At 35.0% G+C, this 26273-nt stretch carries 16 protein-coding genes; all 16 read left to right on the forward strand.

The features are described from left to right. The first annotated feature begins 203 nt into the window (after window positions 1–203). The 16 genes from DWB61_RS12520 (at window position 204) to DWB61_RS12595 (ending at window position 25781) form a co-directional block, all read left to right on the forward strand. Complete coding sequence (locus tag DWB61_RS12520; RefSeq protein WP_158614405.1) at window positions 204–1394, forward strand: FecR family protein; 1191 nt, start codon at window positions 204–206, stop codon at window positions 1392–1394. 193 nt (window positions 1395–1587) lie between these two features. Then, entirely contained in the window at window positions 1588–5088 is a 3501-nt protein-coding gene (locus DWB61_RS12525) for a SusC/RagA family TonB-linked outer membrane protein (protein ID WP_158614406.1), read from the forward strand. A gap of 12 nt (window positions 5089–5100) precedes the next feature. After that, complete coding sequence (locus tag DWB61_RS12530) at window positions 5101–6552, forward strand: RagB/SusD family nutrient uptake outer membrane protein (RefSeq protein ID WP_125031250.1); 1452 nt, start codon at window positions 5101–5103, stop codon at window positions 6550–6552. 28 nt (window positions 6553–6580) lie between these two features. Then, window positions 6581–7537, forward strand: a complete 957-nt coding sequence (locus tag DWB61_RS12535) for a hypothetical protein (protein ID WP_125031251.1) — start codon at window positions 6581–6583, stop codon at window positions 7535–7537. Window positions 7538–7710: 173 nt separating this feature from the next. After that, the gene (locus DWB61_RS12540) at window positions 7711–9984 is read left to right on the forward strand and encodes a TlpA family protein disulfide reductase (RefSeq protein WP_158614407.1); all 2274 of its coding nucleotides are present in this window, start codon (window positions 7711–7713) and stop codon (window positions 9982–9984) included. 93 nt (window positions 9985–10077) lie between these two features. Continuing rightward, window positions 10078–11469 (forward strand): TlpA family protein disulfide reductase, encoded by a 1392-nt coding sequence (locus DWB61_RS12545; protein WP_125031253.1) that lies wholly within the window; start codon window positions 10078–10080, stop codon window positions 11467–11469. Between the two features lie 414 nt (window positions 11470–11883). Beyond that, the gene (locus tag DWB61_RS12550) at window positions 11884–13896 is read left to right on the forward strand and encodes a sensor histidine kinase (RefSeq protein WP_125031254.1); all 2013 of its coding nucleotides are present in this window, start codon (window positions 11884–11886) and stop codon (window positions 13894–13896) included. A 236-nt stretch (window positions 13897–14132) separates the two neighbouring features. Beyond that, window positions 14133–14699, forward strand: coding sequence for an RNA polymerase sigma-70 factor (locus DWB61_RS12555; protein ID WP_125031255.1), 567 nt, complete (start codon window positions 14133–14135; stop codon window positions 14697–14699). Window positions 14700–14928: 229 nt separating this feature from the next. Continuing rightward, the gene (locus DWB61_RS12560) at window positions 14929–16125 is read left to right on the forward strand and encodes a FecR family protein (RefSeq protein ID WP_158614408.1); all 1197 of its coding nucleotides are present in this window, start codon (window positions 14929–14931) and stop codon (window positions 16123–16125) included. A 99-nt stretch (window positions 16126–16224) separates the two neighbouring features. Beyond that, the gene (locus DWB61_RS12565; RefSeq protein WP_125031257.1) at window positions 16225–19767 is read left to right on the forward strand and encodes a SusC/RagA family TonB-linked outer membrane protein; all 3543 of its coding nucleotides are present in this window, start codon (window positions 16225–16227) and stop codon (window positions 19765–19767) included. 11 nt (window positions 19768–19778) lie between these two features. Beyond that, window positions 19779–21194, forward strand: coding sequence for a RagB/SusD family nutrient uptake outer membrane protein (locus DWB61_RS12570; protein ID WP_158614409.1), 1416 nt, complete (start codon window positions 19779–19781; stop codon window positions 21192–21194). A 12-nt stretch (window positions 21195–21206) separates the two neighbouring features. Further along, entirely contained in the window at window positions 21207–22160 is a 954-nt protein-coding gene (locus DWB61_RS12575) for a hypothetical protein (RefSeq protein ID WP_125031259.1), read from the forward strand. A gap of 209 nt (window positions 22161–22369) precedes the next feature. Then, the gene (locus DWB61_RS12580; RefSeq protein WP_125031260.1) at window positions 22370–23542 is read left to right on the forward strand and encodes a thioredoxin family protein; all 1173 of its coding nucleotides are present in this window, start codon (window positions 22370–22372) and stop codon (window positions 23540–23542) included. A 15-nt stretch (window positions 23543–23557) separates the two neighbouring features. Beyond that, window positions 23558–23755 carry a TlpA family protein disulfide reductase gene (locus DWB61_RS12585; protein WP_125031261.1) on the forward strand — a complete coding sequence of 66 codons (198 nt, stop codon included), beginning with the start codon at window positions 23558–23560 and terminating at the stop codon, window positions 23753–23755. 354 nt (window positions 23756–24109) lie between these two features. Further along, window positions 24110–24634, forward strand: coding sequence for a hypothetical protein (locus DWB61_RS12590; protein WP_125031262.1), 525 nt, complete (start codon window positions 24110–24112; stop codon window positions 24632–24634). A gap of 115 nt (window positions 24635–24749) precedes the next feature. After that, window positions 24750–25781 (forward strand): alpha/beta fold hydrolase, encoded by a 1032-nt coding sequence (locus DWB61_RS12595; RefSeq protein WP_158614410.1) that lies wholly within the window; start codon window positions 24750–24752, stop codon window positions 25779–25781. Window positions 25782–26273: the final 492 nt, after the last annotated feature.

Here is a 26273-nt window from a genome sequence, read left to right on the forward strand (position 1 = left end):
AGATTATTTCTTCTATCAGATAACTGATAACCAATAATTGGCTACAAAATATCAATAACTTCAAACAATTATTGCCTCACATTTACGATTTTCAATCTTTTTCTTGTCTGTTATTCATTATCTTATAATAAAATTGAAAAAAGGTGACATTTTATGTCACCCATTTTAAAATTTTGAGATTATAGATGTAAATGAATAAAAGAATGAAATTTTCGAAAGAACATATAATTGAATTGATTGCGAGTTATCATGAGAACACAATTTCTCATGAAGATACTCAGGTACTCAAAGAATGGTTGGATTCAAGTCCAGATCATTCAAAGGAATTTGCAAACTATCTAACTCTATTAAAAGAAAGCGGAGCAATCAGTCGGCTGAATTATTTGAATGAAAATGAAGCATGGATGAAAATTAGTGCTTCACTAACTAAATCTACTAAGCAAGCTAAAACAAGAACACTTTACTCTTGGTTGCCTTATGCTGCAGCGGTTGCTGTTGTATTTGTGGTGAGTTATTTTATGCTTTATCAAGTTACGAGTGAGTACGATTTTAATAAAGATTACAATTTTGCTGAGATAACGACTGTTGGTTCTAAAAAAGCGATACTAACGCTTGATGGAGGTAAACAAATGATCTTAGATGAGACTCTTACTTCAGTCATATCTGAAAAAGATGGAACCCTTATCGAAAAAGATTCTTCGAATAGCTTGACTTATAATGATAATAAAAATGATCAGCTTCGATTGATTCACAATCGCATCAATGTGCCAAGAGGTGGAGAATATTCATTGGTTCTAGCAGATGGGACTAAGGTTTGGATGAATTCAGAATCATCATTAAAGTATCCCGTTCAATTTGCCGGCAGTACACGTCAGGTTGAATTAACAGGAGAAGCTTATTTCGAAGTTGCACATAATCCAAGTCATCCATTTATTATTAAAGCGCGAGATACAGAGGTAAAGGTTTTAGGAACCAAGTTTAACCTGTCAGCTTATGATGATGCGGACTATATAGCGACAACCCTAGTTGAGGGAAGTGTTGAATTAAGTTCTTTAGGAAATAAGGAACTCTTGAAGCCAGGTTATCAGGCTGTGGTAAAACGAGGAGAAAGTGAATTTCTAATTCAAGCCGTTAATACCAATCTATATACATCATGGGTAAATGGCGTGTTCGAATTTCATGACCATTCTCTTGAAGATATTTGCCACCAGCTAAGTCGTTGGTATAATGTGGAATTCTTTTTTACCGAAAAACAATATAGAGATTTACGATTTACGGGAGCAGCTAAGAGAAATAAACCTATAGATTTCACTCTGGAAATGATAGAAAAAATGGCAAATATAAAATTTGCCATAAGGGATGATAAAATTATAGTAGGTCGATCTACTGATTAGAAGATATTTTGTTGGCGGCCACTAACAAAATAGAATAAAAAAAAACAGGAAATGCGGCCACATTCCCTGTTCCAATATTAACCAACCATTGAAAATTAGACTCAATGGTAGTATAAATCTAGACCCTAAAGTTATGAAAAAAAACCTGAAGTGGCGGTGTTTATCACCTGCTATTAGAAAAACATTGCTTGTTATGAAGCTAAGTTTGATATTATTTTTTGCATTTACGATGCAATTGTCAGCATCTGTGCTCCTGGGACAGCAGGTCAGTATACGCACAGGAGAGGCTTCGCTCAGGACAGTTTTGGAGGAGTTGAAAGAGCAAACTGGAACCTATTTTATGTACAACGAAGATGATTTGGATGCTTCTATTCGAGTTGAACTTGATATGCAAAATGTGAGTTTGGAAAAGGCTCTTGATGAAATTTGTAAGCAAGCGCCTTTTAACTATGAAATTATTGAAGATTTTGTTGTCTTAACAAAAAAGGCTCCTGTTATCATTAAGGAAGTTAAGCAAGATAAAAAACGACTCAAAGGAACCGTTAAAGACGAAGATGGAAATACTTTACCAGGTGTATCAGTTGTTATTAAGGGAACTTTAGTTGGAGTCGCTACAGATATCGAGGGTAATTATTCAATTGAATTTGAAGGTAACAACGTGGTATTGGTATACTCATTTGTTGGTATGATAAGTAAAGAAATTACTTATTCAGGCCAGGCTGTTCAAAACGTAACTCTTACTGCAGATACAGAACAAATGGATGAAGTAACAGTTTATGGTACAGGATTGACAAAAATTTCAAAAGAGAGAGCAACCGGGTCCTATAGTGTCATGACACGTGCTGAGATTGAGAATAGCCCTAATGAAGAGATTGGGAGTTCCTTAGAAGGAAATGTTACGGGATTGCAAGAAAGCTATAATCCTTCTACTGGTAAAAATGAAATAGCCATTCGAGGAGTCAGTACAATCAATAGTAATTCATCTCCATTAATTGTAGTGGATGGCTTCCCTGTTGATGGCGATTTTTCAACAATTAATCCTAACGATATTGAGAGCATAACAGTTCTAAAGGATGCCGCAGCTGCTTCTATTTGGGGAGCCAGAGCCGGGAATGGTGTTATTGTGGTGACAACTAAAAAAGGTAAGAATTCAGGAAAATTCAATATTGATGTAAATTCTTACCTGAAGATTGGTGAAGAATTTGATCTGGATTATAATATGGCTCGTGCATCGGTTGATAATCAGTTGAATTACGAGAAATATTTAGTTGATAATGATTATGGAACGTATTGGGGAGTTCCTGATAATTTACGTGATGCTAATGATGTATACTCTAAAGGAGTACAAGCTTATTTCGATCATAAAAGAGGAGCTATCAGTACATCTGATCTTGATAATACAATTGCTCGTTTGAAAGCGACAAATTATGAAGATGATGTAAGGAAGTATTTATTACGTAGACCAGTTACACAGCAGCATAATGTTTCTATTAGCGGAAGTACTGATAAGGCATCTTATTTTTTGTCAGTCTTGTATAATGATGTAAAAGGGCATTTCCAAGAGTCGGCTAGTGATAAAGTGTTGATAAATTTCAGAAATATTTATCAGATAAATGATAGATTGAGTTTAAGGTTTGGCATAATGTCTGAAATTAAGAAGAGCGATAATAGTGGTAGTGATATAAACACCATCAGAGAGATGTCTCCATATGAGAAATTAATTAATGAAGATGGTACATATGCACAAGTTGACTATGGTGTTAATTTTGCATATATGAATACTATAGCTAAAACTGCAAACGGTTTACCCTATAATAATTGGGCTTATAATCCAGTTCAGGAAATGTTGAACCGTGATGATATTACGAGGTATAATAATACACGTATTCAAACAGGTTTAGACTTTAAAATTATTGAAGGCCTGACTTTTTCACCCAGTTTTCAATTCGAACGTTTTTCTTCTAAGAGAAATAATTACAACGGAGAGGATACTTATTTTGTGCGTAATATGGTTAATGACAACGTTGATTATGATATGTCTACAAATACAGTTTCCAAAACATATGTTCCCAAAGGTGGTATGTTAAATACAAGTGATTCTAGATCAAAATCATATGATATTCGTAACCAAATTAATTTTGATAAAAAGATTGGAGACGAACATGAGATTAATTTGGTAGCAGCAAGTGAACATGCTTGGACTATTACTGAAAGTAATGGAAACACTCTTTATGGATATGATCCTGATAAGAATACACATGCTAATCCTCCTTATGGGTACGGTTCCAGTGCAGTAACCTGGAATACATTAATTACAAATTCTTATGGAAACCTTTCTTCAGGGCATTCGTTGGGATACTCAAGTACACGATTGTTTTCATTTTTTGCGAATGGGGCCTATACTTTCAAGCAAAAATATACTCTAACGGGTAGCTACAGAACAGATGCATCCAATATGATTGTGGATGATCCTAAATTTCGATATTCACCATTTTGGTCAATTGGCGGAAGCTGGAATGCTAAGCGTGAATCTTTTCTGCAGCCTGTAAAATTTATTGATCGTTTAATTCTACGTACGACCTATGGGATTTCAGGAAATACTGTAACGACAGCGTCTACTGTTCCAGTGATTAGTTTGTCTTCATCACCATCAAATCGTACGGGTGCTCATTATGGTTATGTAAGTGATTTTGGTAATCCAAATTTGCGTTGGGAGAAAATTAATCAGTTAAATGTAGCTGTTGATTTTTCTATGTTTAATAGAATGCTTTATGGTTCTTTCGAGGTTTATAATAAGCAGAGTGAAGACTTATTGGCAGAAGTATCTGTGGCTCCAACTTATGGTACTTCAAGACAGATTTTTAATGTAGCTGAGGTATCTAATAAAGGTATCGAGTTGAATTTAAATTCTAATTTGAAGTTTGGTGATTTTTCATGGGAAACAGGCTTGCAGTATTCTTATAATACGAGTGAAGTCCTTTCGCTACAAGTCGATCATATTTACCCAAAGAATATTTCAAGTAATCGATTCGTAGAAGGTGAATCGGTAGCTCCTGTATACTCATGGGTTTATGGGGGTATGAATGAAGATCATTTACCAACGATTATAGGAGAGAATGGCACTACCTATACGATGAATGAAAACATTGGATCGAATGGTGAAAATGGAGCTGATGTTTTACGAAATATGGGTACTCTTATAGCACCTCATGTTCTGGGATGGAGAAATAGTTTTAAGTACAAAGGCTTTACAGCTAGAGCACTTATAACGGCTAAGTTTGGTCATAAGTTTAGACGCAGTACTCACGATTATGCGATGATTTCCAGAACCAAAAGTTTTTATCATGAAGATTTAAATGGATTGATGGAAGGAAAAGCTGATGAGATGGGTATACCTGCTTTACCTACAGGATATGAATTCTACAGTTACCGCTGGGCTTGGTATGTACCTCATTTAAATACATTGGTTGAAGATGCCAGTCATATTCGTATTAAAGAATTGTATCTGGGGTATGCCTTACCTAAGAAAATCGCCTCATCTATTGGTTTAGACAAACTAACCGTATATGCCCATGCCAGAGATTTAGGGACGATATGGACAGCTAATGATAAAGGGATAGACCCTGAATATATAAAAGGAAGTAGGATCAAATCAGGGCCATCATATACATTTGGTTTTAATCTAGGATTTTAAAAGTGTAAGACTATGAAAAAGATATTATTGATATTATTAGTAGTAGGAATGTTTGCATCTTGTGATAGTTTTCTTGACGAAGCTCCTACTAAAACGACAGCTAAAACATTGGAAACTGCTGAAGAATTGGATGCCTTATTTAATGATGTTTATTATTCTTCTAAATCAAATCCGGATTTTTACTGTACAGACAACTTTGACATTCCTTTAGGTGTTTATAATGAATTCCCGAGTGCTTTTACTTTTGAAGCCATCGAGCAATATTTGTTTGCCACATCAATTGAGGGTGCTAAAGACGCTTGTTGGGATCATCATTATAATACAGTGTGGTTATGCAATTTAGCTCTAAAAGTAATTGCTGAAAACAGTATTACGGGGGCTGATGATTTAAAAAATCAATTAAAATACGAGGCTCATTTTATTCGTGCAACAGAGTATTTTGCACTGGCTTTAAACTATTGCTTGCATCCAGGTACGAGTACTGAGAGTGAACTAGGTCTACCATTGAGAGTAGGCGTTGACTTTGAAGAGAGTTTAAGTCGTTCATCTCTGAAAGATACTTATGAATTTATTGAAGCTGATTTGCAGCAAGCTCTTAAAATGGATGTGTCACTTGAACGCAATTGGCGAGCTAGTACTGCAGCGGTAGAGGCTTTTGCTGCTCGGTTTTATTTGTATATGGGTGATTTTACTAAAGCTTCTCAGTATGCTACTGCAGCTTTGTCTGAACACTCAGAGATGATTGATTATGATTCTGAGTTTTATACAGTTGAAGATGCCAGTGGTCTTGCTTATCCTATGACTAACTCGTATCCTTCTTATACAAGTGCTTGGTTAAATTTTTGGACAGGACAATATATGAACCGCTCTATATTTAATCCATCTTGGAAAACTTTACCAAGTCAGGAGTTGTTGGATTTATATGATCCTTTAGATAAGAGATATGAAATATTTATGGTGGAAAACTATTTGAAACGTTTTGGATTTGAGACAAATCAACATGTGGGATATATTCAAGGTGGAAATTATGGTGAATGTATTTCAGGCCCTTCCACTTCAGAAATGTTCTTGATTCGTGCAGAAACAAAAGCACGATTGGGGGACATTTCAGGAGCTATGGCTGATGTAGAACAAGTTAGAATTAACCGTTTTGCAGCTTCTGATTATACGGCATTGGCATTGCCAAGTGATAAGAAAAGTGCCATTCAAGCAGTGATTGATGAGCGTCGTCGTGAAATGCCTTTTACCATTCGCTGGTACGATATAAGACGCTTGAATGTGGATTCGGAAACAGATAACATTACTATTCGACGTAAGTTTTATCCACTTAATGGGAATCAAGTCAATATGGATGCTGCACCTATAGAATATGTCATTGAACCAGACTCGCGTTTATTTGCACGCCCACTGAACTCTGGCGTTATTAATCTTAGTGAAGGTCAAACAGTTCAAAATGAATATTAATATTGGGAATTTTATTAAAACAACGAAAATGAAAAAAATAAAATATATTCCATTGTTGATTTCTTTAATTGGATTGGCAATAGGATTTAATTCATGCGATGAAGAGAATCTATCAAAAGAGGATTTCGAATGGAAAGCTGAAGCTATGACCCTGGTGATGCCAGGTGAATATCGTAATTTCTTTTATGCTACTAATGCAGATGCATTCATTGTTGAAGAATTAGATTTCAACATTTCTGTGTTGCCTGCATCAGCTAATGATGCTGATGCTGTTGATAAACTAGAAGTCTATGCATTTTTGCAAGAAACAGATGGAGATGTGCAAGTTATGCATGGAGGGGAGTCCGGTAAGTTATTCAAAACTTATGTTGATATACCTGACTTCAGCGAGTTTCAAGTACATGTAACTATTGATGAATTGTATGAGCTTTTCAAGGATGACTTACTTAATAAGAACCGTCCAAATAAATTAGTATCTACAGATTTAATTGAGTTTAAGTGGGTAATTACCGACAAGAGTGGAAAAGTAACGGATACACGAATGGATTGCTCTGGTAGTAATTGTCAGTATATACTTGGGGTAGATACTGGTTTTGCTTGCCCAAATGATTTATCAGGTGTATTGAATTACGAAGTACTGGAAAAAGGCTCTGGAGCTACAGGTTCTGTTGGTCAAACGGGTTCTGTTGAGATTACACGTGTATCGTTAAGTGGTGATTACACGATTGACGATTGTCAGTTTGGAACATCCTATAATGGCAATAAATTTGGCTGTAAGATAAAGGATAAAGATTGTGGCAGTCTTCTTGATTTGGATGGAGCTGACGGAACAGAGTGGGAAATTACTAATATCAATGGTCCAACATGCGATATTACATGGACCTATTCGTATACAGATGGTTATGACGAATGGGCTAAGGTAAGAGTAACTCGTGCTGATGGTCAGGATTGGCCAATAGATCTAAAAGGTGAAGGCCCTTATTAATAATATGATCTACTATGCCAGTTGATTCTGGCATAGTAGATCTTAAATTACAGCCTCGAAAGTTCTGTTCTTTACCAAAAAGATGAATGAATTCATACAGATTAGTAATTCCCCATACTTATAATCATATAGGATTAAAAAGATCTGTAATTAAACTCAAAAACACTATACTAATGACTAAAACAGTAATTGTTTTGTTAAGCTATATGGTATTGTTATTTAATACCACTAATGCTCAGGAAAATACATTTAAAATACACGGAACTATTAAAGGTTTGGATTCAGAAAAAATGATGGCTATCATAACCGATCCTAATGATCCCAATGGTTACCGCAGAGAAAATGTAGAAGTGAAAAACGAATCATTCGAGTTCACTTCTGAAGTCAGCGAACTCACTCATATAACTATTTCTACAGGTGTTGATCGTGTGGTAAAATGGGCAGGACGAGGATACATACCAGCTAAATCATCACTTCTGGCTTTGTTTGTTTATCCAGGAGCAAACGTATCAATTAAAGGAGAAATATCTGATTTTGTAAATGCTTATCCATCAGGTGATGATGTGAATGATGGTTTAGCAAAATTAAATAAAGCCATATTTCCTGTTATGAACGAAGCTGTTAATTATTCAGTTGAAGCTTCAAAATTGAAGGATGATATAAAACTAGAGGCTGAAAAGAAAGCCAATAAAATGTCTGCAAAATCAATTGCTATGAAAGAGCAGTTTATAGCTGATCATCCAAACCTTTTAGCATCCGTATGGATGTTATCTGACATGGCTTTGCGCAGTCACTTGCCAATGAAACGAATTGATGAACTATTTAATTCATTCTCGTCAAAATATTCTGAAACATCCTATTATAAGGAATTAAGCGAACGTGTAAACGGATACAATTCTACTCAAATTGGAAGTCAGGTAAAGTTTAAAACAGATAAGACTATCAATGGAGAAAGCTTTGACATTAAAGATTTAAGAGGGAAGTATGTCATCCTTGATTTTTGGGGTACATGGTGTGGAGCTTGCGTTAAAGGCATGCCGGGATTAATGGATTTTAGAAATGCCAATAAAAATGAAGTAGAAGTAGTTGCTGTTAATTGTGGCGATACCCAAGAAAGATGGTTAAAGTCTAAATATACTAAAGACTATAACTGGATACATGTGAAATCTAACAAGTCGGATAATAATCTTGTAACTAGGTTTAATGTACAAGGTTACCCAACAAAAATAGTTGTAGATCCTAATGGTAAGATTGTAAAAAGACATGTTGGTGAGGATCCAGAGTTTTACGAAGAATTAAATAAACTTATTGGAGTAAAAGAAAATACAGCAAAAGTAGAAGATTTTAAAATCACAGCAACTATCGAAGGATTAAGTTCTGACGAGGGCTCTTATTATTTCTCAGAAAAAGACAAGCCTGAAGGACGATGGATAAAATTTCCTATGCAAGGAAATAAAGTGGAGTACACAGGTAAAGTAAGTGAACCAACTATTATTTATCTTAATTTTACAGACAATAAAGTAAGGAAGTATTCAAATCCACTTAAAACAGGCTACTTTATGTCTACTGTATCGTTATTAGGTTTTGTGGCGATACCTAATAAAGAAATAAAAGCAAAAGGAAAGGCTACCGATTTTATCGAAGCATACGCATATGGTGATAGAGAAAATGATTTAATGGCAGAATTAAATCAGAAAGTTCACCCATTGCTAAATAAAGCGATGAATCTTGCTTGTCAACTTGGTGATCCATCTTTAGATGAAAATGAAAAAGCTAAGGTGGGTAAAGAAAGAGAAGAACTAAACAATGAAATAGCAACAACAAAATTTGCCTTTGTAAAAGAAAATATTTCATCAATAATTGGACTGTATACAGCTAGAGAATTATTGAATAATAAAATTTCTTTAGACAAAGCATCTGCATATTTTAGTAAAATATCAGAAGATTATAAAAGTTCGATGTATTATAATCAATTGATGGATAGGTATAAACAATTGAAAATAGAAAAAGATAATATCGAAAAAACATCAGAAGGTAAAAGTGCACCAGAAATTGTAACAAGTGAAACCTATTCAGGAAAAGAGTTTTCGTTAAAAAGCCTAAGAGGGAAGTATGTATTAATCGACTTTTGGGGAACGTGGTGTGGAGCATGTATTAAAGGTATGCCAGAAATGAAAGTATTTAAAGAAAAGCATGCCGATAAACTTGAATTATTGGGCATTGCATCGGAAAATGGAAGTACCGAAAGATGGCGTTCAATGATAAAGAATAGAAATTTTAATTGGCATCAAATATTATCTGGAAAAGGAGAGAAAAACTTTGTTAAAAAGTTTGGAGTAAGTGCATTTCCAACAAAGATATTAGTTTCACCTGAAGGACAAATTGTATTTCGATATATTGGAGAAGATGCTGAATTTTATAAGAAATTGGAAACGTTTCTGAAATAATATTCTTCTTGTATAAGAATTATTTTGAAGATGACGAGATATAAATTAATGAATAAGCAGTTTGAGCTGATTATAATTTAAATAAGATATTGTATGAAACAGATATTGGCAATTGTATTTTTAATGAGCTTATTTGCTTGCAGTCAGAAAAATAGTAATGAGGTGACTTTAAAAGGTCATTTGATTAATTTTGATGAATCCTCTCTTCGACTTTATATCGACGATAGAGTTGATACTGTAGCCGTGGACAAAGACGGCCGATTTGAAACGACTCTTCAGCTTGATAAACAATCATCAGCTTATCTGATGAGTAAAAACTTTAGTAGAAGTTTTCTTTTATTACCAGGTTTTGAGTTAAGTTTTACTCAGGATGTCACCAATAAAGAAGATGGATTTAAATTTACAAATCAGAATGTACTTGTTGCTACTAACTTATATCAAGAGGCTATGTACAAACTGCACGTAAAGCTAACACCCAATAAGAGAGAATTTTTAGCTTTAGATGAAGAGGCTTTCATAGCCAAAGCGAATGATATTTACACTCAGAAAAAGAATTTATTGGATGCTTTCGCTAAAGCAAACGACTATGCCGACTCTGATTTTGTTCGTCTTGAGATGAACAAGATTAAGTATGAAAAGCTAAATAGCTTCATTAGTTTCAAAAGCTCTCATGGCGCATATATTGGAGACCGATCTTTTGTTGCTTCGGAAAAAATCACCTCTCATTTGAAAGAAGCTGATTTTAATTTAGGCGAATTGGTTGGTATTCCGCTTTATAATGAGTTTGTTGAAACGGCTTTGTCTAATAAGGCTTCAGATTACCTTAAAGCTAATCCGGAAGTAAATGGGGAAAAGAACACCTATGCTTTATCACAGTTTGCTTGTTTAGACGAGATAACTACAAATACCATGGTTAAAGAATATTTAGCTTATGCTATTTTACGTGATCGTGTCAAATGGGGTATTACTGGAGAATCGGAATTGCTTAAAAAGTTTCGTGCTTTGGTGACAAATGAGGCATACTTAAATCCAATAAATTCTAAGGTTGCAGCTTGGGAGAAATTGAGTCCAGGGCAAGTAGCTCCTGATTTTACCGGACAAACCGTTGAGGGGAAATCGGTTTCTCTTTCTGATTTAAGAGGCAAGTATGTTTATGTGGATGTATGGGCAACCTGGTGTGGCCCTTGTTGTGCGGAGATTCCTTATTTACAGGAATTAGAGAAGGAATATCATGGTAAAAATATTGTTTTCCTGAGTGTATCGGTGGATGATGATATGGATAAATGGAAGAAAAAAGTTGAAAAGGATAAATTGGGAGGTATCCAAATCAATGTTGGACACCGAACCAATATTAGTAAGGATTACATGATCAACGGTATCCCTCGCTTCATGCTTTTTGATCCTGAAGGGAAAATTGTAAGTGTAAATGCTCCACGTCCTTCAGGTAAAATTCGTGAGGTCTTGAATGGACTGAAGAATTTGTAACGAGTGTTGTGCTGAAAAAGAAATATATACTTACAACAAACAATTCTCAGATCATTTCCTTAAGTGAAATGCGTCAATTAAAACCACCTCCATTATGGGGGTGGTTTTTTCGTTTTGATGGATTTTTGTTTTGCAACAGGAGTAAGTCTTGTAATAATAAGTCTCTTATAAATCCAATTAATGACATTCCGATTGTGTTTGATGTGTAAATAAACATCTTATATAATAGTTATGAATGGTCATTTTTTTTTTCTTACCTTAAAGGCTAGTATCAACATTACAAATAAGTTGTGCTCTGTTAAATGTGAAGAAACAGCTTGGCTCGGAAACTAAGATTCGTGGAATTTGAAAATTAGATTGAAGAACTCCAATCATTAAATGATATTTTGATAAATATAAAAAAGAGAAGTTAACATGAGAAATGATGAACTTGAACAACTGGTAATTCGGAGAACTTCAGAATTAGAAGCTGCTAATAAAAAGCTAACTCATGAGATAGAGATCAGAAAAAAGGCAGAAGAAAAACTTTTGAAGAAGCATGATCATTTTTTGAAAATATTTTCAGCAGTACCTATGGGGCTACTTCTTCTTGATAGAGAAACGGCAATTGTCAATGCTAATCAGGCTATCTCTTCAATGATTTTTCGTGATCCAGCTGAAATCGTAGGTCGCAGGGTAGGTGATGGGCTTGGCTGTGTTCATAGTTTTGAGACACATAAAGGCTGTGGATTTTCCAATTCATGCCCAGCTTGTCCTTTACGCAATGGAATAGAGCAAATTATTGCAAAAAGTACTCAGATTCACGGAGCTGAACTGAACTTAAGTTTAATGATTAATGGTAAGCCTGAGGAACGCTGCCTTAGCGTTAGTGCTGAGCCAATTGATATTGAAGGGCATCTCCATGTGATTGTCGCTATTGATGATATTACAGATCGTAAAAAAAATGAAGAAGCACTTAAAGAAAGTGAAAAACGTATTAGCATGATTCTCGAAACGGAACCCGAATGTGTAAAGATTCTCGACCTTGAGGGGAAATTAGTCTATATGAATCCGGCAGGTCTTAATATGATTGATGCAGATAATTTGGATCAGGTTTTAGGTCTGTCTATGCTACCATTAATAGGTGAAGAATACAAAAAAACTTTTGCTGATTTAATTGTAAGAACCTTAAAAGGAGGAGGAGGTAAGCTGGAGTTTCAAGTTACAGGATTAAAAGGTAGAAAAATTTGGTTGGAAACCAATAGTGTTCCTTTGCGTCTTCAAAATGATGAAATAACTGGTGTACTCGGCATAACACGGGATATCACCGATCGAAAAAAAGTAGAAAAAAAACTGAAAAGATCCTTGTCATTAGTGACTGCAACACTTGAGTCAACTGTCGATGGTATTCTTGTGGTCGACAGAAAAAGAAAAGTGAGAACGTTTAATAAAAAATTTGTGGAACTCTGGCGAATTCCAGATTCAGTTCTTGCGACTTTTGAAGATGAAAAGTTGTTAGCATCGGTACTCAGTCAATTATCTGAGCCTGAAATCTTCCTCAGAAAAGTAGAAGACTTGTATTTGACCGACGATGAGTCTTTTGATGTTGTGGGGTTTAAAGATGGTAGAACATTCGAGTTTTACTCCCGACCACAGGAATTGGATGGAGAAAATATTGGACGAGTATGGAGCTTTCGCGACGTTACGAAACGTAAAAAAGCTGAAGAAGCTCTAAAAGAAAGCAAACGCCAGTTAGAAGAGCTTAATGCTACTAAAGATAAACTCTTTTCAATTATTGGTCACGATTTGCGTTCTCCAATTGGTGGTTTAAAGCAGCTTGTAGAGCTGACACTCTCAACTTCAAATTTAAGTGATGTTCTTAGTATAAGCGAAATATTAGAAGATATTCAAAAATCGGCTAGTGCAACTTATGATTTATTGGAAAACCTTTTGGCTTGGGCTAAAAGCCAGAGAAATGAAGTTGTGTTTAAGCCCACTCAGGTTAATTTGTATGAAATAATTGATGCATGTACCTTATTATTGACTGAAACGACAAGAATTAAAAATATTAGCATTCATAACCAAAGTTCACCTCAGCAATGGGGTTACGCTGACCCGAATATGTTGATGACCATTCTTCGGAATTTATTGACCAACGCCATTAAGTTTACCCATTCTGGTAAAAATATTTATGTATCGGTAATTAATACTGGAAAAGACATAGCCTTTAGTGTGAAAGATGAAGGTGTTGGTATTAATTCTGAAAATCTGGACAAATTATTTAAACCCAATGATTTCTTAACAACTTATGGTACCTCAGGTGAAAAAGGAACGGGTTTAGGCTTGCTACTATGCAAAGAGTTTGTAGAGAAACACAGCGGTAAAATTTGGGTAGAAAGTGAAATAGGAAAAGGAAGTGAATTCAAATTTACCATACCTTTAAATTAATATAGTTAATAGTATTTAAGAGTTTTGTTTTTTTTCAGATGTATTCAAAGAGAGGTGATATTCCTATTTTTTATTTTTCTTATCTCAACTAAAAATCTGTCAGTTGCATAAATTGAATACCCTATACAACTTAGTCAAACTGTGTGGGGTATTTTTTATTGCATTCCCTAATCTTTTGTATTATCAATCTAAAAAAATATCTTTAGGCCATTCTAACACGATCCTTAACCACGAATATGTTTACCCCGCAAGACTTTGACTTATTTCGCAAAGGCGACAGACAGGCTTTCAAGTGTATTTTTGACACGTTTTATAAAGCATTGCTGATTTTTGCAAAAAAATATGTGCAGGACAATGATTTGGCCGAAGACTTGGTACAAGAAGTTTTGGTAAAACTTTGGGAAAAGAGGAAAACCATAGAGGATGCTTCAACCATAAAGGCTTTCTTGTATATGAGTGTGAAAAATAAAGCACTGAATTATTTTCGTCATCAAAAAGTAATTGACGCTCATCAGAAAGAGATCTTACTGGATAAGTCGAATGAGCTTTTCTTTAAGAATCATTTAATAGAAGAAGAAACCTATCGTTTGCTGGTACAGGCCATTGACGATTTGCCTGAGCAGACCCGAAAGGTGTGTACTTTGAGCATGAATGGGGCAAAGAATGCACAAATTGCTGAAGAACTCGATTTATCAACCAGTACGGTGAAATACCACAAAAATCAAGCGATTACCATTCTAAGAGAACGCTTAAAGGATCAACTTTTTCTATTACCGCTATTGGCTCACCTTCTCGATTTGTAAGCGTTTGAATGTGAATGACTCCCGGGGCTTAAGATGCTATGTCCCTCAGCCCTTATTTTCAGGCTATTTACCCCAAAACTTCCTTTGCTTTATCCTATTAAAAGCCCTAACTTTCAGAGAATAGCTGAACCTTAAAGACTTAATTTTAGATTTTTTAAAAAAAAATCCATTCTTCACTGTCCTTTTGTTTGGCTAGGGTGTATTATAAGTACAAAAGCCAATTAAAATGATGAGCACTACCAAAGCACATATTAAAATTTCAAAACTCATTTACAAAGAGAGAACTGATTTGTTAAGCGAGTCGGAAACTGATTTTCTCAATGTATGGAAAAATGAGTCGGACGAAAATCGAACTATTTATGAGAGACTCAGCCAGGACTTGGATCTTGAATCAAAGAAAGAGGAGTACAATCAAATTGATCTGGGTGAAGCCTGGAAAAAATTGGAACCCCAATTAAAGGCAGAAACAAAAGTGCGAACCCTGTTTAAAGAGTTCGTTCGCTATGCTGCCATTTTAATTCTGCCTTTGGCAATAGGGGGGTATTTGGTTTATCATGCCATCGATTCGGTAGAAAGCTACGATGAAATTCTGGTGGATAACATCAAACCTGGCACACAAAAAGCCACTTTGGTTTTGGCCAATGGTGAAATGATCGATCTTGAAGACCAGCAGAACAGCTTGATAAAAACCCCAGAAGGAGATCAGTTAAATAATAGCAATCATAAACTGTCCTACAATAGTGAACAGTTGGCCGAAATGAAAACTAAGTGGCATCGTCTGGTCGTACCCAAAGGTGGGGAGTACCAGTTACAGCTTTCTGATGGTACTCAGGTTTGGCTCAACTCCGATTCTGAATTAAAATATACCGACAGGTTTGTTGGGAAAGACCGCATTGTGCACTTGAAAGGTGAAGCCTATTTCGATGTGGCAGAGGATAAAGCACACGCCTTTATTGTAAAAACCAACACTATGGATGTCAAGGTATATGGTACCGAGTTTAATGTGATGGCCTATGAGGATGAGGAAGCTGTATATACGACTCTGGTTGAAGGAAGTGTTGGTGTCGACCTGAAAAATGAGACAGGCATTGTTGAGAAGATGATGCTGAAAACCAATATGCAAGTTGCTTATAATAAAGGAGCCTTGAAAGGAGAGGTTAGAACGGTTGATACTGGTTTATATACAGGCTGGAAAGATGGACGATTCCAGTTTAATGATGAAGATTTGGGAAGTATTCTTCGTAAACTATCCAGATGGTACGATGTGAAGGTCTTCTTCCAGAATTCTACAATTCAAAATATACGTTTTACGGGGGAAATGAAACGTTTCGATGATTTTTCAACCATCCTGGATTTATTGGAACTGGGATCGGATGTTGAGTTTCAAGTTAAAGGAAATGTACTAACTGTTAATCAAAAAATATAATCAAAGCCAAAAGAAAACCCGAAAAATGCGACAACACTTTTCGGGCAGTTAAAAGAATACATGCGGTATTCTTAGTTTAACCTTAATCATTACAAATTTATGAAAAAAAACTGGAATTGTCATTTCCTTCCGACAAGAGGGAAATGGCAGAAGAACTATTGGATTATGAGGAATTTTATTATTCTATTTTTGGCACTCAACCTAAGTGCTTTTGCTAATGGACTTTCACAGGAGGTTTCTTTAGTCCGGTACGAGAATGCCACGCTAATTGAAGTGTTCGAAGATATCAAAGTACAAACGGGTTATGGTATTCTTTACAAGATACAGGATATTAATCCTGATATCAGAGTGAATATGAATATGGAAAATTCGAGTGTACAGAAAATTCTTATGGATGTACTGGAAGGAACCAGCCTGGATTATAAGGTACAGGATGAGGTGATTGTGATATTTAAAGCTGAGAAAATCGTTCAACCCCAGGCAACAAGCCAGCAAAAGGAAAAAATAGAAATCAAGGGAACCGTTACCGATAATAAGGGCGAAACCCTGCCAGGCGTGTCAGTTGTTGTAAAAGGGACGTCGACTGGAGTGGCAACAGATATTGATGGTAATTATTTTATCCAATTTGAGAATGAAAATGCCGTCTTAGTATTCTCCTTTGTAGGAATGCTTGCTCAGGAGATTGCTTACAATGGACAATCAGTTCAGAATGTGATCCTATTAGCTGATGCAGAACAAATGGCTGAGATTGTGGTTACTGGGTATCAAACTATTTCGAAAGAAAGAGTAACAGGATCATTTGCTAAAATAGACAATGAAGTATTGGAGCAGCGCCCGGTAATGAGTTTGGTTGAACGATTGGAAGGGACTGTAGCCGGATTAAATGTGGTTAATGGTAAAATTCAAATTCGTGGGGTGAGTACGCTTTATGCCAACGATGAGGTTTTATTTATTGTTGATGGCTTTCCCATTGAAGGTGATCTGTCTTCAATTAACCCTGAAGATATTGAGTCGGTAACCGTATTGAAAGATGCTTCGGCTGCTTCTATTTGGGGTGTACGAGCAAGTAATGGTGTTGTGGTTGTTGCAACCAAAAAAGGAAAGAAGAATGAGGAACTGAATGTAAGTTTTTCTACTCATTTAGGCATTACAGAAAAGATCGATTATTCAAAAATGAACTATATGTCAACCTCTGATCATATTGATGTGAATAGAGAATTTCTAGATAAGGGTTGGAGTGTTAATCAGATATTACTAGGACAACAGCAAGGTGTTAGTTTATACGATGAAGCTTGGTTGCATCTGCAAGATAAGACACCTGATGGAGATGTATGGTCGCAAGGACAATTCAATAAATATGTAGATAATTTACGAACTAAGGATGTTGAAAAACAATGGGAGAAATACCTGTTAAGAAATGCAATGAGCTCGATCTATAACCTGTCACTATCAGGAGGTGGTGATAAAAATACATTTTACAGCTCTCTTGTTTATAACGATAACTTAGGTTCATCCATAGGGAGTTCATCTCAGAATTTTACATTTAGTTTACAGGACACTTATCAGTATAACGATAAACTTAGTTTTATTGTAGGTGTAACAGGTTCGCTGAATGAAATCAAGGCGAATGGTGTTGACCCAGCTCTTATCGCTATTCAACATCCTTACGATGAGTTAGTTGATGAGAACGGACAAACCATACAATATTACAAGACAAGAGACCGATGGACCTCTCTGCAAAGAGAAGCTCTACCTGGTATTGGGTCCTATGGCTTTAATCAATTGGACGAACAAAGAAATACTGATAAGAGCAACGAAAGGTTTTCAATTCGTGCCAAATTTGGCTTGGATTATAAGATTCTTGAGAACTTAACTTTTTCTTCAAGCTTTCAGTACGAGAAAGAAAATAATAATGTAGATCAGTATAATTCCATGAGCTTGCCCAGTCATAGAATAAGGTTGAATGAGTTCTTTAAAAATGGAGAATCACAGCTACCTTTAGGGACGGAGTATCTATTGGAAAGATCAGAGGTAAAAGCCTGGGATTTTAGAAATACTATGACTTGGGATAAAGAGTGGACCGACCATAAACTAAATGTATTTGCTGGGACTGAAATCAGAAAGAGAACCTGGGGTACTTTCAGCGATAAAAAGTATGGTTACGATAAGCAGTCTACAACGTCGATACCTGTTAATCAGGAAAAGTTTATAGGTGGTGAAATAAGTGATTGGAAAGGAAATAATAGGTTGTATGATACATTTTATAGAACCTCCAATACAGATCTAAGGGAATTTTCTATGTTTTCAAATATTGGTTACGAGTTTAAAGAAAAATACTCTTTAACAGCCAGTTTTCGTGTCGATCAAAAGAATCTGTTTGGTAGCGATCCTGATTTCAGATATAAACCTCTATGGTCGACAGGTATTGGATGGAATATGGCCAAAGAGGATTTTATGCAGGATATTGATTTTGTTAATCGATTGAGACTTAGGGCAACATATGGTATAAACGGAAATGCGAGTAATCAATACTCTCCATACGCACAAGCTGAAAGTAAATTTCAAGTTTTGGTTGGAAACCAGTATAAGTATTTACGTTTATCTCAGGCAGCTAATGAAAAATTGAAGTGGGAAGAAACCGCCGTATTTAATGTCGGAGTTGATTTTGCCTTGCTAAATAACAAATTGAATGGTAGCATTGAATACTATTCGCGAAACAGTTCTGATTTATTAGGAATTGTAGATTTAGATCCTACCACAGGTTTTACCTATGCAGTAATGAATTATGCTTCTATGCAAAATAGAGGGCTTGAATTAAATCTAAATGGGACGCTTCTGCAAAAAGGTGATTTTACCTGGACTTCGAATCTGAATTTTTCTTATAACAAAAACAAAGTTACAGATATTTTGGAGAAAAGACCTGCCTATTCGATTGTTAATAGAGGAAAGCTAGCTGTTGGAGAGTCTGTTAATAATATCTACAGCTACAATTATGCAGGTCTGGATTCAAATGGAGATATGTTATTGTATAATACAGATGGAACCACTAAAGCAAGAAAAGATGCTGACCTTTATGGTGCATTCCCCGAAGAAGAATTAATTTATAATGGTGAATCAGTTGCTCCTTACTATGGTGGTTTGTCCAATACTTTTTCCTATAAAAATCTCGATATAAGTATTAACCTAAGCTATAAGTTCGGACATAAATTCCGCCATAATTATGGCGATATAACTAATGGTGCAACTGGCACAATGATTCAAGATCACTGGGTAGACAGATGGCAAGAGCCAGGCGATGAATTAAAAACCAGAGTCCCTAGGATTAGTTATTTTGGGAAAAATCCTTCAACAGTAGAAAATGAAGGCTTTGAAAAAATGTTTTATGATGATATAGCTTATAGATATTCACAAGATAATGTTTATGATGCGGCTTTTATTAGAGTTAGAGATATTATATTAGCTTATACTGTGTCTGATAATCTTTTGAATCAAAGTTTTATTAAGAGTTTAAAATTAACGGCTCAGGTTACCAATCCTTTTCTGTGGGTAGCCAATAAAGAAGGCTTTGATCCTGAGGCTTACAGAGGAATGGCATACGATAATTTAAAAACATTCACCTTTGGCTTAAAGGCTAAATTTTAATAATAATGATGATGAAAAATATATATATCATACTCATCGCTATATTGCTGAGCTCATGTAGCGCTGATGAATTTCTTGATGTGAAACCTACCGGAGTTGTTATTCCTGAGTCGGTTAATGATTTTGATATGCTTATGCAATCTCCTACTATGCATAGATCTAACTGGACTAACTTAAATTATTGGGATCCTGATGTCTTGCTCAGCGACAAAATGTTGAATTTAATTCAGTCTTCCAAAAGTCTGGTGAATCAATACAAATGGGCTGAAAATATTTATTCTGTTAGTGAAAATGATGAGGACTGGAATATACTGTATAGTAATATATATGTCTATAATACAATTATCAAAGAGATTGATGATGCGCCATTAGGTCTTCTTACCGAGACGGATAGAATAAGAGTCAAAGGAGAAGCCTATGGACAAAGAGCTATGGAATATTTTTTGTTGGCCTGTGAATATGTTCCGGCCTATTCAACTGACACAAAAGATAAGCTGGCTATCCCCATGCCAATGGAAGCAAATATTACGGTTGATATTCCAAAATCAACAGTAGGCGAAATTTATAACCAGATTCTATCTGACTTAAAAGTAGCAGCTCCTTTATTGGAAAATGCCCCGGCAATTAATCAGGAAGCAAATTTTAGACCTGGTCTTGCATCTGTTAAGGGCTTGCTTGCATTAGTCAGCTTGCATATGGGGGATTTTGCTGCTGCAAAAACGTATTCAAGTGAAGCTTTGGTTTTGTATAATCACTTGTATGATTATACGACTTTTTCGAATAAAAGACCTGGTGATGCCTGGTCTGGATTAAATATTGATGATTTCACTTTAGGATTAAATGATAAATCAGTCATTTGGAGTCGCATTAATCAATGGTCATACTCTTTCCCTTACGATGGGCATTTATACCATCCTGATTTACGAGCCTTGTTTGATCAGGTTAACGACCAAAGATACATCTTATTCTCTAGTTCAAAAGCGAACCCTAATTCGGGTTTTGGCGATCTTACCGTGAGTCCGAATGTTGCTTATGCTAGTAAAGATAAAGCATCACAAGCAGGTCTATCTGTAGCGAACTTAACTTTGGTTCAGGCTGAAGCTTGTATTAGAACGAATGATAAAGATGGAGCGGTAAATGCTTTAAATACATTATTAGTAAAAAGAATAAAGAGTTTTACACCCTTAGTAGCTTCTGATTTTGCTGATAATACGGCTGTTCTGAATAAAGTAAAGCAAGAAAGACGTAAAGAATTAATGGCAACAGGTAATTATTTGATTGACTTAAAACGATACCATGCTTTGGGAGAATCGATACCAACATTTACACGTGTAATCAATTCAAAAACGCACACATTAGAACCAGGGAGTTCTAAGTACGCATTACCAATTCCATTGAAAGTTCAGGCATTAAATTCTAATCTTTAAAATAATAATCAGATGAAAATATATTCATATATAAAATATCTGCTGATTGGGAGTTTGTTTTTTACTCTTCAATCATGTGACGATAACTTTGCAGATTTAAAGGAAAAGTCTCTTACCTGGCAAGAATCCACCCATTTAAAGATAAATGCTGTTGAAGGAAAAGAGAACTTTATTTGGGAAAAGAGTGTTGAAACTTCGTTGCAGTATTGGAAAAATACGAGTATCGAACTGGATGTTGTTATTAATTCGAAAAAAGCTAGAACAGAACTTTCGAAGATCGACTTTTATATAACAGCAGAAGAACGCGATGGCTATAACTATTCAGCACCTTTTGATACCAATGGGAAACTGCTAAGAACCATATCAGCTATTCCTGAAGATGGAAAATTATCTCTTGCACTAAATGCAGAAGAGGTGTATCAAATGTTTAGCTCAGATTTTAAAAATGATAGGACAGTATCAAAAGTTTTAAGTGGTGATCTGTTCGAACTTCATTGGGTTATAACTGCAAAAGATGGTTCTGTTATGGATTCTCGGAATTATGTTGGAGGAGAATATCGTTATGATTTTTCAGGATTATATTTGGAGTTATCTCCTGTTTGGCCGAATACTTTTAAGGTAGAGTGGTTAGCAGGGAAAGACTTATTAGAAATGATTGGTGCATCTTTTGCTTCTGATGAAATAACTATAACTGCAACAACTGCTTCTGGAACATATGATGCTCCTTATCTGTTCAATGCAAACATAGGTATGCCATTTATGGCATCATTAGTGTTTAATTCAGATACTGGTGAAACACAGGTGGCAGATGTATGGGGATTAGGCGCAGGCTGGAAATTCTCAAATATAGATGGAGTGTCGCTGGATATTGAGCTTACTGGAACAGAAAATATTTTAATGCCAGGAGCATACAAGGTAAGACTGACTAGGACAGATGGCGCAAATTGGCCAACCAATATTCATTAAGAAGTAATATTGATAGAGTCAGTCTTTTATCAGATTAATAAAATGTTTTTTTTGGATACGCAGAGTAGAAATGACTCTGCGTATCTACGCTTAAGGTAAGTAAATCTTAAGCGTAGTATCCATAATTTAATTTTCTCTCCAAAAGCATTTAGTGTAAATAATTCTTTCACACTAAACACTTCACTTATTTTAATATAAAATAATTAAATATGAAAAAAATAATTATATCACTGCTTGTCTTACTAATTTCTGGGAATGTATTTTCAGAGGGAATTAAGTTTGAACATGGAACTTTAAACGAGGCTTTTGCTAAAGCAAAACAAGAAAATAAGTTGATTTTTATAGACTGTTACACGACTTGGTGTGGCCCATGTAAATATTTGTCTAAGAAAGTGTTTACTAACGATGAGGTTGGAGATTTTTTTAATGCAAGATTTATAAATATGAAGATGGATATGGAGTCAGACGCTGGTAAACTTATAAGTGGAAAGTACCAAGTTAAGTCATTTCCTACTTTATTGTGGTTAGATTTTGAAGGAAATGTTCAACATCGAGTAGTAGGAGCTTCTGACAATAAATCTTTAATAAAAGCAGCTCAAATTGCGTTAGATGAAAATAACAATTTTAATAGTATGAATGAGCGATTCAAAAATGGGGATCGTACTTCTGATTTTTTAAAAAAATATATCATAGATTCAGAGGGTGTTGGTGTTTATTCAAAGGAAGCTGTTGATTACTATTTTGCAAGTAAGAAGCTAGAAGAATTGACGAATAAATCGGATTTAATGATAATTAATAATACAATAAAATCAACTTCTCACCCAATTTACAGATATATTTTGACTAATCGGAAAGATTTTTATGCAGTAAGTACTCAAGCAGAGATTGATTCATATCTTTTAAATACTATGAGTGAAGAATTGGTGTTTTTGGCTGAAAAGGGCGATAAAGAAGCTTTATCAGCCAAGGGAAATCAGTTGAAAAAGCTGGATCAGGAATTGGGGACTCAAGCTTTGGCACTCATGGAGTTGAAGTTGCTTCAAAAAGGTTCAAATCAGAAAGTATTTTATCAAGCCTTAGTGGATTACGCTTTCAAATTTACATATGATAAGTCTGATGAATTAAATTCTTATGCTTGGATGATTGCTATTGCAAAAGTTGATCTTGGGAATAAGCTGTTAAACAATGCAGTAAAAATGGTAGAGCGTTCTATTGAATTGGATATTAATTATATGAACTTGGATACTTATGCTTGTGTTTTATACAAAGCAGGTAAAGTTGAAGAGGCAAAAATTGAAGCTGCAAAATCAGTTAAATTAGCACCTGATAGAGCAAAAAAAGGTTTATGGTCTACCAAGTTTTTGGATGGAGGAGTAAAATAATCAGTTATGGCATAAATGATTCAAAAGAAAGATATGACGGAGATTCAGTTGTTGTCTGATAAAGCCCTAGAATCAGAATTTGCAAAAGCCTATAAGGTGTACACTATTCCTCGCTTTATTATTTTGAATCCGGAAGGAAATATAGTTGATGCCAATGCGCCATTCCCATCAAATCCAAAATTAAAAGAATTACTTAACGAATTAGACTTGTAAAAGAGCATTCGTATTATTCATCATTTACTATTAGTTCGTGCATTTTGACTCGTGCATTGAATTAGGTTTGATACCACCTCCATTACGGGGGTGGTTTTTTGTGACCATTTAGTAAGGGAGTCAAATATTAATCTTGTAATTGTTAATTAAAGTGAAATAAAGTAGGGTTTAGGTTCTGTTACATGTTTAGTAATAATAGAACCATGTATTAAGGATGACTGTTAGAAATCCAAATCTTACGTGCCGTTGTTCAGGATTTAGTATGTGTCTTATTTGACATTTAAAGCAAATAATCATCTTAATTATTTAGTTGCAAGATTATAGATGTGAAATTTTAAATAAATAGTAGATAGAATGAAAGAAATTAGAATTGTTAGTTTAGTTGGGTTGTGTTTATTTTTATCAGTAATGGCATATAGTCAGGAAAATGATGATGACTTGAGAAGAATAATGGAAAGAAAAAATAATATTGATTTATCGATAGGTGGAACAGGATTATTCGCATCTGTAAATTACAACAGAATGATTTTTGTTAAGACAAATTATTTTGTGAATGCTTCTGTTGGAATAGGAACCGTTCCATTAAATGGTGGAATTGCCATACCACATCAAGTTACTTTTAACTTAGGAAAGAAAAGCAGTTTCCTTGAGCTAGGGATTGGGGGGACTTGTTGGAGTGGTAAAAGTAATGCCTCAGGTTATACTGAAACATTGAATTCTTACCAACTTTCTCCAATTATTGGATGGAGAAAACATTTTGGTAACAATTTAATTTTTCGGGTGTATGCAAACCCCTTATTCCGTATTTCCGGAGAATATTATATAGAAGATTATTCTGTTATTCCATATTTAGGTATTAGCCTGGGATATAGTTTTTAATATAAGATGAAAACAAACTACTGCTAATATTTCATTTTAAGAGAGGTTTGAATATGACTCTTAATTTTGGCAACCCATTAATATTCATTAGAATAACCAAGCAAACATGTGGAATATGAAGAATTACTTATTTTTGATAACTATCGCTTTGTCTTTGAATCTTTGCTCTTGTGAAAAAGACAAATTAACAGAAGATAAGACACCTAAATTTCAGCCAATTGAATTTGTGAAGATTGGAGGAATAGACCAAGTGATTAGTGTGAAAGGCAATGATTTATCAAAACCTGTTCTATTAATATTGCATGGCGGGCCAGGCTATGCCATGCTACCCCTTTTTCATATGAAATTATCGGAATTAGAAAATCATTTTATCATAGTAAATTGGGATCAGAGAGGTGCAGGTCGGTCATATTCTGATGATATAGACGTTTCTTCAATGACACTTAATCAATCTATTTCTGATGCACATGAATTAACAATTAAGCTAAAAAATAAATTTAATAAGGATAAAATCTATTTACTCGGCCATTCATGGGGAACTGTGTTGGGTATTGAATTAATTAAGGATTATCCACAAGATTATTCTGCTTATATTGGCGTTGGGCAGGTTGTGAATGTGATAAAAAATGAACAGCATAGCTATGCATTTGCCTTAAATCAAGCTACTACTCATAATAATAGTTTTGGAATTAATGAACTTGTGTCGGTTGGGGCTCCAAATAATGATGGTGAATACTTGAATGATAAGGGGTATGAAATAACCAATAAATGGATGGAGTTTTATGGTGGAAGTATCTTTGGTCAGACCAGTTCAGATGAAGTAACTGATCTTATCCTGTCTGATGACATATATGCTGATTATAAAGACCAATGGAGTAAGGGGGTTAATTTTTCTCAGCAATTGTTTGATGATCCCAATGTCTGGTCTTTTGATTTTTCTCGAACTCACCTTGATTTATCCCTACCTGTGTATTTCTTTATGGGAAACCATGATTACGATACCCCTTTTACCTTAGTTGAACAATATTATAATACTTTGAAAGCCCCAAGAAAACAGCTTGTTTGGTTTGAAAACTCGGCTCATTTCCCATTTTATGAAGAAAGAGGAAAGTTTATATCAGAACTAATTAAGCTAAGTGATTTATAATCTGATGCGCCAAGACCTTCTCAAGCAGAGCTAAGAACTTTATTAAATAGTTTGCCACTTTAAGGAATTCTTTAAATCAGCCTAACCTGATTTTATATTATATCGGATCCATGCATTTTGACTTGTGCAATGAATTAGGTTTGGTACCACCTCCACCTCGGGGTGGTATTTTCAGTTCCTACAGACCTTATAACTTTTTATAATGAAAAACGATTATATAGGGCTCATATTTGGATGTCCTCTTTGTATGAAAGAGAGTGTATGTCCTTTTCAAATGTTTCGAAAGGAGAAGGATATGAGGATACGACTTAGGATGTGGGAGGCTATGGACCTTATCGGTTTTTCAGATAAACTAAGATTTCATGAGCTTTGTTTTGAGAAAAATAAACTATAAATAGAATCTCCCTTCAGATTCCCAAATACTTGTTTTCATGGCTACCTTCAACATCTCAGTCAAAAATATCATGAATCTGAATTAAATATTATATTGGA

The sequence above is a fragment of the Ancylomarina euxina genome (assembly GCF_003863355.1).
In the GTDB taxonomy this organism is placed as follows: Bacteria; Bacteroidota; Bacteroidia; order Bacteroidales; family Marinifilaceae; genus Ancylomarina; species Ancylomarina euxinus.

Excerpts from the sequence above, each read along its gene's own strand:
- DWB61_RS12585 (WP_125031261.1), top strand. The coding sequence starts at position 23,558 with ATGATTCAAAAGAAAGATATGACGGAGATTCAGTTGTTGTCTGATAAA.
- DWB61_RS12560 (WP_158614408.1), top strand. The coding sequence starts at position 14,929 with ATGAGCACTACCAAAGCACATATTAAAATTTCAAAACTCATTTACAAA.
- DWB61_RS12570 (WP_158614409.1), top strand. The coding sequence starts at position 19,779 with ATGAAAAATATATATATCATACTCATCGCTATATTGCTGAGCTCATGT.
- DWB61_RS12555 (WP_125031255.1), top strand. The coding sequence starts at position 14,133 with ATGTTTACCCCGCAAGACTTTGACTTATTTCGCAAAGGCGACAGACAG.
- DWB61_RS12590 (WP_125031262.1), top strand. The coding sequence starts at position 24,110 with ATGAAAGAAATTAGAATTGTTAGTTTAGTTGGGTTGTGTTTATTTTTA.
- DWB61_RS12550 (WP_125031254.1), top strand. The coding sequence starts at position 11,884 with ATGAGAAATGATGAACTTGAACAACTGGTAATTCGGAGAACTTCAGAA.
- DWB61_RS12545 (WP_125031253.1), top strand. The coding sequence starts at position 10,078 with ATGAAACAGATATTGGCAATTGTATTTTTAATGAGCTTATTTGCTTGC.
- DWB61_RS12525 (WP_158614406.1), top strand. The coding sequence starts at position 1,588 with ATGAAGCTAAGTTTGATATTATTTTTTGCATTTACGATGCAATTGTCA.
- DWB61_RS12520 (WP_158614405.1), top strand. The coding sequence starts at position 204 with ATGAAATTTTCGAAAGAACATATAATTGAATTGATTGCGAGTTATCAT.
- DWB61_RS12580 (WP_125031260.1), top strand. The coding sequence starts at position 22,370 with ATGAAAAAAATAATTATATCACTGCTTGTCTTACTAATTTCTGGGAAT.
- DWB61_RS12540 (WP_158614407.1), top strand. The coding sequence starts at position 7,711 with ATGACTAAAACAGTAATTGTTTTGTTAAGCTATATGGTATTGTTATTT.
- DWB61_RS12530 (WP_125031250.1), top strand. The coding sequence starts at position 5,101 with ATGAAAAAGATATTATTGATATTATTAGTAGTAGGAATGTTTGCATCT.
- DWB61_RS12535 (WP_125031251.1), top strand. The coding sequence starts at position 6,581 with ATGAAAAAAATAAAATATATTCCATTGTTGATTTCTTTAATTGGATTG.
- DWB61_RS12565 (WP_125031257.1), top strand. The coding sequence starts at position 16,225 with ATGAAAAAAAACTGGAATTGTCATTTCCTTCCGACAAGAGGGAAATGG.
- DWB61_RS12575 (WP_125031259.1), top strand. The coding sequence starts at position 21,207 with ATGAAAATATATTCATATATAAAATATCTGCTGATTGGGAGTTTGTTT.
- DWB61_RS12595 (WP_158614410.1), top strand. The coding sequence starts at position 24,750 with ATGAAGAATTACTTATTTTTGATAACTATCGCTTTGTCTTTGAATCTT.